8 protein-coding genes are annotated in these 8,966 nt (G+C 57.9%); 6 read left to right on the forward strand and 2 right to left on the reverse strand.

The window, feature by feature from the left end; all coding sequences use genetic code 11:
- Positions 1 to 68: 68 nt before the first annotated feature.
- Positions 69 to 575: an HAD domain-containing protein gene (locus AC6CH8_RS13970; RefSeq protein ID WP_498191196.1), complete on the forward strand. Its 507-nt coding sequence runs from the start codon at positions 69 to 71 to the stop codon at positions 573 to 575.
- Positions 576 to 1,172: 597 nt separating this feature from the next.
- On the opposite strand, the gene AC6CH8_RS13975 is transcribed toward AC6CH8_RS13970, so the two are convergent.
- Positions 1,173 to 2,126 carry a hypothetical protein gene (locus AC6CH8_RS13975; protein WP_498191198.1) on the reverse strand — a complete coding sequence of 318 codons (954 nt, stop codon included), beginning with the start codon at positions 2,124 to 2,126 and terminating at the stop codon, positions 1,173 to 1,175.
- A gap of 453 nt (positions 2,127 to 2,579) precedes the next feature.
- A complete protein-coding gene (locus tag AC6CH8_RS13980; RefSeq protein ID WP_498191200.1) occupies positions 2,580 to 2,813 on the reverse strand; it encodes a DUF2188 domain-containing protein in 234 nt (77 codons plus the stop codon).
- A gap of 1,254 nt (positions 2,814 to 4,067) precedes the next feature.
- Here AC6CH8_RS13980 and AC6CH8_RS13985 point away from each other — a divergent pair.
- The 5 genes from AC6CH8_RS13985 to AC6CH8_RS14005 form a co-directional block, all read left to right on the forward strand.
- Positions 4,068 to 4,505, forward strand: coding sequence for a hypothetical protein (locus tag AC6CH8_RS13985; RefSeq protein WP_498191216.1), 438 nt, complete (start codon positions 4,068 to 4,070; stop codon positions 4,503 to 4,505).
- A complete protein-coding gene (locus AC6CH8_RS13990) occupies positions 4,435 to 5,670 on the forward strand; it encodes a helix-turn-helix domain-containing protein (RefSeq protein ID WP_498191212.1) in 1,236 nt (411 codons plus the stop codon). Before AC6CH8_RS13985 ends, AC6CH8_RS13990 begins: the two co-directional genes overlap by 71 nt.
- A gap of 95 nt (positions 5,671 to 5,765) precedes the next feature.
- Complete coding sequence (locus tag AC6CH8_RS13995; protein ID WP_498191201.1) at positions 5,766 to 7,184, forward strand: 3'-5' exonuclease; 1,419 nt, start codon at positions 5,766 to 5,768, stop codon at positions 7,182 to 7,184.
- On the forward strand, positions 7,181 to 7,888 hold the full coding sequence (locus AC6CH8_RS14000) for a DarT ssDNA thymidine ADP-ribosyltransferase family protein (protein WP_498191203.1): 708 nt from the start codon (positions 7,181 to 7,183) through the stop codon (positions 7,886 to 7,888). The genes AC6CH8_RS13995 and AC6CH8_RS14000 overlap by 4 nt, the downstream gene beginning before the upstream one ends.
- A 41-nt stretch (positions 7,889 to 7,929) precedes the next feature.
- Positions 7,930 to 8,966 (forward strand): ADP-ribosylglycohydrolase family protein (locus AC6CH8_RS14005; RefSeq protein WP_498191214.1); only part of this gene is annotated, 1,037 nt, incomplete at its 3' end.

Consider the following 8,966-nt stretch of genomic DNA (forward strand, 5'->3'; position numbering starts at 1 on the left):
TTGAACGTGACGGAGCAGGGGCCGCTACGCAACTGTCAATCAATTTTCACAGTGGATGGAATCCGTGCATGGCAGGCGGTACGTTCGTCCATGTGAAGGCCTTGGTTTTGCTTGATATTGACGGAGTGCTGAATCCCAAGCTGGTTAGGGATGATTCAGTCGGTGAGGGACCGATGCTGCTGTTGTCGGATTCTAAAGCTGGACTAGTTAGAAGGCTGGCTGTCGTTGGCAGAATCGCCTGGGCGTCGACTCGGCCATCTCAACAGACCTACGGATTGGAACTGCAGTTACAGCTCCACGACGAACCACTTCGAGTTCTCTTGCCAGAGCGATCAGTCGGCCAGTCTTTTGCCGCCACCCCAAAACTGCACGCAGTCACTCGGTGGCTTGATCGAATGGAAGATGTTGGTGAGAGGACATGGGAGTCCATCATCTGGGTAGACGACGTGTTGGGCCCGGACGCCTATTCCTGGGCACAGGAGTATTGCAAGCCCGTGCTGCTGGTGAAGCCGAACGCGGGACTGGGACTCACGAGTGAGCACGTGCTGGACGTGGAGAAGTTCGCGGGCCAGTGATTCGCCTGAACGTCCAGTCATAGGGGGAGCGAGGGGGCTGAACTTGTGCTCCTGAAGTCGCCTTTCTTTTCGTTGCTTCTGCGCTTAGAACTGGTACGAGACGGGCAGCTAAGCGGGGGGAGCCGAATGGTGATAACTCAATGCCCAAGCGAGGTAGGTGACGGGCTAGTAGCTCACCTGCAGGGACTCGTCTGAGTTTCGCGAAGTGTCCGCAGAATACGGCGGTCGACGCAGTCCTCACCACCAGGAGTCTCGATTGGGGTGCCAGGTCCGAAGGTCCGGTGACAGTAACGCGGGTGCGGCTGGATGTGCTGTTGCCTTGTACGGTCCGGTGGCGCTCCAGCCACCCATGAATGGTTCCAAATCGGCCGCTTGCGGCTCTGGGAAATTGGGAACGGTTACGGGGTGATTGTTTGGATCGACTTCGGCTCTATAGTCATCAAGCCATTGGATCCATGCGAGCAGGGGTGGTTGAAATGCCTCATCCACGGTTGCTGCCCGGCCCCGGAGTTCCTCAGTGAAGTCCCCAAGCTCGGCTGCTAGCCTGCGCCGGCCCAGTTGCTCATAGAGCAGGTCGAGCTTCGCTTTCTGGAGATGTCATTCTTTTGCCTTCGACTTGGCTGCCTCCCAATTATGTTGGGTTTGGATACGCTCCTCTTCGAGCTTCTTACGTTGCTGGGCGGCGCGGTCGGCACGAAGCTCGATCTCCTGGAACAGCCGAGGCAGGAATTCGAGCCCTCCTCCCAGCGCCGATTCGCTCCATTCATGCCGCCAGAAGCTGCGTTCCCTTCCCATTATGCGAATACATAAAGAGTCGGCTTTCAGGTGGTCGAAGTCTCGTGCTGATCCGTTTCGCATTTCTCGTGCAGTTGGCACATGGGGTACTCGCTTGGTTTCCTGGCTTAGGACCAATACGTACTTTTCGGGCCCAACACGGACTTCCAGGTGGCCGGAATACTGCGGGTCATCTCGATAGTTTGGACCATTCATCCACTCATACTGGTTCTTGGCCCGCCCCCGAAGGGAGTAGCCGCGGTCAGCGCATTGTATAGAGAGTGCTTGGACGATGAGCAGAGCGTGGCGAAAGCAAGAGGGCGTCATGCCCAGCTTGTCGTCACGCTTCTGGAGCGTTGAAACAGCGTCCGATGGTTTGCCGAGACTGGCCGGTAGGTCTATGGGGTCAAGCTCTATGTACTGCCACTCCGGTCGATCAATAAGCTCAACCTTGACTGTCTTGGAGACGTATGATCCGCCGCTGACGTGGATGTCCTTGGCTTTGGGAACTAGGCCGCGCCTCTTCAAAAATGACACCTGAGCCTGAATGCTTTGGTAGTGCTTCGAATCCACTGTTACGGTGCCGTTTGATAGCAGTGACTGGAGTAGTTGCTCGCTCTTAGACTTTGGATTCCCGTCTGCGGTTCGTTCGCCGGGAGCGTTACTTTCCACGTCTGCGGAATCCGACGGGGAAGTGGGATCTGAGGCAGAACCCTCGGTGAGCGAAAGGAGTTCCTCAAGGTGCGCCGGCGAGGCCGCCTTAGCCAGAGCTTCCATTCCCAGTGTCGTCAAGGATGCCGTCCAGGCGGGGCCTCGGCCCTTGATCGTTATCAAATCGCGGCGGGCGAGTGCCCTGGCCGAAATCCTACGAGGGTAATCCGGGGGACCAGTCTCCGTATGACCATCGCGGATCCATTCGAGGATCATAATTTGGTGTTGCGCGAGCGGGGGATATGTGGGCATGCCTGAACAATGTCAGCCACGATGATTCCTGTCGAGGTCCCGATGGATGAGACCGTTAGTAGTTCAAGCCCCGAAACTTTTACCAGCGATGAGGCCTTCTTGGTCCAGCCCACGATCAACATAAGGGCCAGTTATCAGTGACTACGGGGTTCGCGGCTGACCACCCCAAACGTCCGTGCTTAACGTGTTGGGAAAGGGTATTTCGATCAATCTTCAAGGCAAGGCTAGGACCGATACTCTTCCCCTGCATCGGTCCTAGCCAACGAACTAGCCTCTGCTGCTTCGCGGGTCAGATGCTGGCCTGATGGTGTTCTTATAGCGGAACTGTCCGTTCACTCCGCTCACAGTCACGTCGCCACCGCCTTTGTTGCCGGAGAACTTCTTCGCTGCGGCGTATGCGTCCGCTTGAGTGTCAACGACTGCAGAGGCTCGGTTTGAGTCTTGTCCTTTAGCCACCCAGTCGTCGCCGCGCTTATACACGTTGTAGTTGTTGTTGGTCATGTTGTCACCTCCTTTCGAATGTCTCTTCTAATTATCCGTCGAAAGAACGTTTGTCTGGAGCGACGCGCCGGGGTTTAGGCAGCGCTAGAAGCCTTGGCGCACCTCGGTCAGGAGCGTGGTGCCCCCGCCTGTACGCCGAAGATTCATAATGGGCTGCTCGCTTGCGACCGTAGGCCTCTCCGTAGACCCGCATTTACACTGCGGGGTTGGGTGTTGGGGGTGTGATCGCCTAATCATGCAGGAACTGGACGACTGGAGTGCAAGGCCCGCTCGACCGAAGCTTCTCAGGCCCGCCAGTAAGAGCCCCTCTGCGTCTACATCTGAACTCGCCGTTGCCATGTCCCCAACCGCATCGGCGCATGCTTCGCCCGGCGGAGAGATCAGCGGCCATTCTTGCCTGAAAATCCTCGGCGTCCGCGGAACGCTGGGCAACAGAACTTTGATCGGTTCGCTCTGGGAGATGCTGCCCGGAGCACGTAATGCGCCGAATTAGACGCGCAGGTCTCACGCGCCCTGGTTAGGGCTGTGGATCCGGGAGGGACGAGGTTTGTTTCTGAGAATTTCAGGTAGTGATCGAGCTGGACCGACTGCCCGCCATTTGGCGGAGAGCCCGGCGTGACGGGCGACCTCCGTGTTGCCATAGAATGCGATGATTCGGGAGCCCGGAGTTAGACGCCGAATCCCTGGGATGAACCGTGCCCGGAAAAAGTATCTGACAGTGCGGTCTGTGATCATCGGGCATCTGTCGACTCTGGGGATGAGTACCAGTCCAGAGCCGAAGCTTTCCACCCAGCGACACGAAATGCCTTCGCCCTGAGGGGGTGATGCTGGGGACACGCCGGCGGTTTGGTCTGGCACATTATTTACTGGCTCCTGATGTAGTCTGTTTCCGTGACTGACAAAAATATGATCATTGGGTGCCTTCAGGGTGAGGGCATACCTGACGCCATAAGATGGGCCTATGATTCGGCGCTAAGTCGGACGCTCGCGGACTATTCAGAAGACGCCGGACACGACGCCACCCTGCTTGGAATCATGCGTCACACCTTGTTTCGCGATCGGCTGGACAGGGTCTTTTCCTGCGGGAAGTACCAGGTCCCGGACGATGCCGAGCCGAACAGTGGCTTGGCAGCACTGTTTGCGGAGCTCCCGGACAAAGACATTGCAACTATGCCCAGACTGGATCCGGGCTTGGTGCAACCATCTGCTCTAAACGGGAGTCCTGGTTGGAAGCATGAGGACCTCCGGATCCTCATGACCTCCTGTGATTTCGGTAAGACGGACAGCTTGCCCTGGGGTGAAAAGAGCGAAACCAAGCAGCGCGTGGCCAAGCAACACCACTGGGATAGTCATCCGTCACTTTTCGATGACACAAACCTTCTCGATCGTGACTGGCTCCTTCCTTTTTCAGGAGAGCAACTGGACCTCGAAACTTTCGTCGTGGCACATACGCTTGACGCGGTGAGTCAAAAATCTGAGTTAATCATCGGAAGCCCCCGCCTAAATGTTGATGGCGGCAACGCGTGGCACTGGCGCCATGACCTCGACCAAATGCCGCCAAGCGCGGGTGGTCGTCGATTTGAACAGCCCACCACGCCACCACCTGACGCGACGACGGAAGATGCTCCAGTGCGTCTCCGGCGGACAGTTACTGAAGAAGCAAGCGGGCGGACTCCGAGCAGTGCCAACTAGTGCTACGGCTGCAGATGCAGCCGCGTTGTTCTCCGGGCACCGGTTAAGGCTAGCTCGCCAACTGGCCGGGATGCGAAAGAGTGACCTCGCCCATCGTCTCGGAAAAAGTGCGACCGCATTGGCCGGGTGGGAAGCTGAAACCAAGCGTCCCTCGCCTGCGACCGTCGGTGAGTTGGCGCTGTCTTTGGGAGTGGATCCGGGATTCTTCATGGCGGGCCGTGAGCAACTGTCGCTGGCGGCCACCCCACATTTCCGGTCGCTGCGCTCCACGACGCAGATCGACCGGGATCAGGCGACGGCATATGGCCAGCTAGCCGTTGATGTTGCGGCTGCCATGGAACGCCACGTCGAGTTTCCGGAGATTGACCTTCCATATTTTCCGGTTTCTCAGGACGTCGCTGACGGAGTCGAACCTGAGGATGCTGCTCGGTTCGTGCGTAAGCAATGGGGGCTTGCTCCCGGACCAGTCGGGCACCTGGTTCGACTCATAGAAAACCACGGGGTCCTAGCCGTATTTAGCCCACCTGGTGCGGTGTCAGTCGATGCCTACTCTTTCGATGGTTCCGGCTGGCCAGTGGTCGTTCTCAACCCTTTGAAACAGGACTACTACAGGCAACGCTTCGATGTCGCACATGAGCTTGGCCATCTCATCATGCATCAAGACGCCGAGCCGGGTGGACGAACGGTTGAGGAGCAGGCGAACCGGTTTGCCGCGGAATTCCTCATGCCTGACAGTGACATCCGGGAGTCGCTGCCCACATCCATGAGCAGGTCAGTGTGGACAACGATCGGCCAGCTTAAGGAGCGGTTCGGCGTGAGTATGCAGGCGATTCTCTTTCGGGCTCGTCGCTTGGGTGAACTGAGTGATGTGTCATACAGGAACGCCATGATGACAGTTTCAACGCGAGGCTGGAGGCGAAGTGAGCCGGGGCTGGTTAACAGTGTTGAACAGCCATCCATGCTTCCGCGTGCAGTCGAAATCCTCGAAGAAGCGGGTATATCCGAGCTGGAGCTCGCCAGCCAGAGTCGAGTGCCCATCGAGCTCTTTCGACAAGTAGTATCGCGTGTCCCGATGGACTCGTATTCCACCGCCGCGTCCGATGCTGCAGGGTCTCATTCGGCTACCGTTGTGTCATTGATGGATGTTCGTCGGGGCGGTGTTTGAGGAGTGAATCCACGTCAACGGGGCTCGGCGCTTCGAGCGCTGGCGGGCGTGCCGGCTCTCGGTCGCGCCGCGGAATCGGGCAGCGAAGGAACGGCATGACTCCGCTTCCAACACCAAAGGGCAAGCAGAGCCACGTTGTTCACTTGGCCTCGGACCGGCACAATGTGGTGTTGGGCACGGCCGGAACGGGTAAGTCGACCATGGCCATGCTCCGGGCTATTCATCTATCGCGAGCAGCAACGGCGAACTCCGGACCAGTTTTGGTAGTCACCTACAACAACACTTTGGTCAAGTACCTCAGATTCCTCGGCCCTGAAGCCAGGAACAACATCACCATAGAAACTTATTCTCGCTTCGCTCGAGGTTACCTCGCCAGCAGGGGATTAATGCCGAAAGATGCCATAGCAGACCCCAATGCTGTTCGTGAGCATGTCGAATCAGCTCTGGCGGCTGTGGCCTGGGAATGGGCGCTGCGTGCTGTGGATCCAGGCACGGTCGCCTCGCGGCATCCCGACTGGTTCATAGACGAACTGCACTGGATTAGTGGCATGGGTCTCGGTACGGAGGCTGAGTACCAGAGGGTTGCTAGGATCGGGCGTCAAACTCCGCTTCAATCGGGTCAATCAAGGGCTTTCGTCTGGGCCGTTCGGTCAGAGTATGTCCGCCGCAGAGCAGCAGTCGGCTTGGTGTACGACTGGTATGACATGGCTTCCAGCGTCCGCAGTAGTTTAGCGACTGATTCCAACGGGCGACTCTATCGGCACATGATTATCGATGAGGGGCAGGACCTCTCACCGGAGGCCATCCGGTCGCTGACTGCCGCCGTCCAACCAGGTGGTTCATTGACCTTCTTTGGCGACTACCATCAGGCTATCTATGGCCAGGGACTCTCGTGGCGTAGCTCCGGAATCCGGCTCAATGGACGTCCAGTTGAGCGTTTCATAGACAACTACCGCAATACAGCGGAGGTGGCCCGGGTGGCCATTGCAATGGCCAGGTCGCCGTACATGAACTCAGGAGACGCGGATCTCGTCGAACCAGTGCAGCCAACGGCGGCGGGGCCTAAACCAGCCCTATCACGTTACCCGGACATGCGAGCAGAAGCTGCTGCCATTCGTGGCTTGGCGGCGGAGCTCGGAAGGGACCAAACGGTGGGTATTCTAGTGCGGACTCGAGCTGACGTGAGGACTGTCGGGAGGAACCTCCAGCACAGGCTGTTGCACGCCAGCATGCCCTTGTGGGATGAAGCCCCGGGAGTTTACCTAGGCACGTATCATTCGGCTAAAGGACTTGAGTTCGACACAGTGATTATGCCCTTTCTCAACGATGACAGCGTCCCAAATCCCGACGTACTTCGAGCATTCGACGAAGAGGAGGCGTGTTCTCGTGAAGCCAAGCTACTGTACGTGAGTGTTACCAGGGCTCGTGCCGGCCTTATTCTGACGCACACTGGTCAGGTCACCCGACTCCTGCCAGAGAACGCCGGTTTGTGGAGCGAAAGGGACCCTACATGACGCTGACCGTGGCCGAAGCACTGGCACAGGTGCCAGTGACGCGTCTCATTCATTTCGCACCAGCAATGAACGTCCACTCGATTTTTACGGATAACGCGATTCGAACAAGCCTTGACCTTCTTGAGAACGCCCCGCAGCAATTTTCGCCTACCGACGAGTTGCGGCTCGATGCGAGGAATAATCACGTCTGTTGTTCATTCGAATATCCGAATGCCTACTACCAAGCCATAGCCGCGCAAAAGACCGCATTCAGGAACTACCCTGACTGGGTGGCTTTTGTGCTCGACATTGAGTTGGTTATGAGGCCTGGGGCTCTTTTCTCTCCGTGCAATGCAGCTAAAGGAACTGGGGCATTCTTGGCCGAAGGCGGGATGGGACTGCTGGCGTGCTGGGCGAACCCGTCGACCCCCGGGCTGTACACCAGGTCCGCGACGCACAAAACGTCTGTGCCAACGGATCTGCAGAGCGAAGTGCTGATTCCGGGAGCGGTTCCATTGTCAGCGGTGTCTGCCATAGTTACACCAACCTCCGAGAAGGCCCGAGAGTTGTACGTGATGCTGCATGCCTTTGGCTTGAACCCAGGACGGATGGAATGGCGATATGCACCGTTGTTCTTCGACAAATGGAAGCTTGCCAATGCCCTACGCACCGGGGGAGAGATCCCGGAATCCCGGTGGACACCATCCCTTGAGGACTTAGTATGAATCCGACTCACCGTTTCCAGAATCCCGATCGTGCTGTCGGTATGTTTCTTGGCGCCGCGGTCGGCGACGCGCTTGGGTGGCCACAAGAAGATAGAAGCCAGATAGTCGGTGGCAAAGCTGCCAGACAAGGGGAGCCGAGAGCTTCGTTCCGTTCGTGGTTGAGGAACGGGGGAACCCAGTTCTCAAGGTATCGAGATCCGGTGGGTGCCGGTCAATACAGTGACGACACGCAGCTGTTGTTGGCCGTCGCGCGGTCGTCCCTAGTTGGTACTGACTGGTATGACTGGCTAACGAGGGTTGAACTGCCGCAGTGGCCACTTTACCAACGCGGCGGTGGCGGGGCAGTCCTACGCGCCTCGAGAGCTTGGGCGGAGGGAAGGCCACCGTGGAGGGCTGCAAGGGCAAGCGATAGGACTAAAGTCGCGTCCTACTTTGCAGCCGGTGCCAATGGTGTGGCCATGCGTATAGCTCCTCATATCCTCGCCACGACGGATGCTACGCGTGATAGCCTCCTCCGCCGAGTAGTAAAGGACGGGCTGTCTACTCATGGACACCCCCGTGCTCTCCTTGGTGCTGCGGTTCACGCCTTGACGCTCAGAACTGCCTTGACACAGTCGACGACACTAGAATATGGCGAGCTGCTGCACTCCGTCATTGACGACGAGTCTTGGCGAAGCCCCGGAATCCTGATGAATTCCGTAACCGACGAGTGGCATGAGTCTTTACAACAAGCTGACACTGAACTGAACTGGGAGGGACCCATGCTCCTGTGGGAGAGAACAGTGACGGAAATGGACACCCTGCTACAGATAGCTGTGGAGGGGTTGTCTCGTGGTCCTATGGCGAACGACCAGGAAGTCCTGACTGAACTCGGTTGCTTTGACAAGAGACAAAGTGGATCCGGAACTGTCGCGGCCGCCGCTGCCATGTACATTGCCGCTAGAACGGCCTCACGCCCCATGAGCGGCTTGCTCCGGTCAGGGTTTCTTGTGGATGCCGACACCGACACGCTCTGTTCGATGACTGGGTCGATTCTAGGAGCCTTGCACGGCTCGTCGTGGCTGGGGGAGCTGGGCAC

The organism is Paenarthrobacter sp. GQ52, assembly GCF_059759005.1.

What these genes read in the sequence shown, in the direction of transcription:
- AC6CH8_RS13970 (WP_498191196.1), top strand. Translation starts at nt 69, where the DNA reads ATGGCAGGCGGTACGTTCGTCCATGTGAAGGCCTTGGTTTTGCTTGAT.
- AC6CH8_RS13975 (WP_498191198.1), bottom strand. Translation starts at nt 2,126, where the DNA reads ATGGAAGCTCTGGCTAAGGCGGCCTCGCCGGCGCACCTTGAGGAACTC.
- AC6CH8_RS13980 (WP_498191200.1), bottom strand. Translation starts at nt 2,813, where the DNA reads ATGACCAACAACAACTACAACGTGTATAAGCGCGGCGACGACTGGGTG.
- AC6CH8_RS13985 (WP_498191216.1), top strand. Translation starts at nt 4,068, where the DNA reads ATGACCTCCTGTGATTTCGGTAAGACGGACAGCTTGCCCTGGGGTGAA.
- AC6CH8_RS13990 (WP_498191212.1), top strand. Translation starts at nt 4,435, where the DNA reads ATGCTCCAGTGCGTCTCCGGCGGACAGTTACTGAAGAAGCAAGCGGGC.
- AC6CH8_RS13995 (WP_498191201.1), top strand. Translation starts at nt 5,766, where the DNA reads ATGACTCCGCTTCCAACACCAAAGGGCAAGCAGAGCCACGTTGTTCAC.
- AC6CH8_RS14000 (WP_498191203.1), top strand. Translation starts at nt 7,181, where the DNA reads ATGACGCTGACCGTGGCCGAAGCACTGGCACAGGTGCCAGTGACGCGT.